The following is a 1,170-nucleotide window of genomic DNA, read 5'->3' on the forward strand; positions in this document are numbered from 1 at the left end:
AGCTGGTGGGGGTCGCAGTGGCCAGGGGGAAGCGACTGTTTACTAAAAACACAGGTCCGTGCGAAGTCGTAAGACGATGTATACGGACTGACGCCTGCCCGGTGCCGGAACGTTAAGGGGACCGCTTAGCGCAGCTTGCTGTGCGAAGGTGAGAACTTAAGCGCCGGTAAACGGCGGTGGTAACTATAACCATCCTAAGGTAGCGAAATTCCTTGTCGGGTAAGTTCCGACCTGCACGAATGGCGTAACGACTTCCCCGCTGTCTCAACCGCAGACCCGGCGAAATTGCATTACGAGTAAAGATGCTCGTTACGCGCAGCAGGACGGAAAGACCCCGGGACCTTCACTACAGCTTGACATTGGCGTTTGGAGCGTCTTGTGTAGGATAGGTGGGAGACTGGGAAGCTCGGACGCTAGTTCGGGTGGAGTCATTGGTGAAATACCACTCTGGTCGTTTTGAACGTCTAACTCTGGTCCGTGATCCGGATCGGGGACAGTGTCTGGTGGGTAGTTTAACTGGGGCGGTTGCCTCCTAAAGGGTAACGGAGGCGCCCAAAGGTTCCCTCAGCCTGGTTGGTAATCAGGTGTTGAGTGTAAGTGCACAAGGGAGCTTGACTGTGAGACTGACGGGTCGAGCAGGAGCGAAAGCTGGGACTAGTGATCCGGCATCGGCGTGTGGAAGCGGTGTCGCTCAACGGCTAAAAGGTACCCCGGGGATAACAGGCTGATCTTCCCCAAGAGTCCATATCGACGGGATGGTTTGGCACCTCGATGTCGGCTCGTCGCATCCTGGGGCTGGAGTAGGTCCCAAGGGTTGGGCTGTTCGCCCATTAAAGCGGTACGCGAGCTGGGTTTAGAACGTCGCGAGACAGTTCGGTCCCTATCCGCTGCGCGCGCAGGAGACTTGAAAGGGGCTGTCCCTAGTACGAGAGGACCGGGACGGACGAACCTCTGGTGTGCCAGTTGTACCGCCAGGTGCACGGCTGGTTGGCTACGTTCGGAAGGGATAACCGCTGAAAGCATCTAAGCGGGAAGCTCGCCTTGAGATGAGGTCTCCCACCACGTGAGTGGGTAAGGCTCCCGGTAGACGACCGGGTTGATAGGCCGGAGGTGGAAGCACGGTAACGTGTGGAGCTGACCGGTACTAATAGGCCGAGGACTTGACCACAA

At 57.4% G+C, this 1,170-nt stretch carries 1 rRNA gene; it reads left to right on the forward strand.

Features of this window, described 5'->3' with window-relative positions:
• Positions 1-1,168: ribosomal RNA gene (locus tag CXR44_RS38675) — 23S ribosomal RNA — on the forward strand; the annotation flags it as partial.
• Between the last annotated feature and the right edge of the window lie 2 nt (positions 1,169-1,170).

This window comes from Nonomuraea indica (assembly GCF_002850745.1).
Classification (GTDB): Bacteria; Actinomycetota; Actinomycetes; order Streptosporangiales; family Streptosporangiaceae; genus Nonomuraea; species Nonomuraea indica.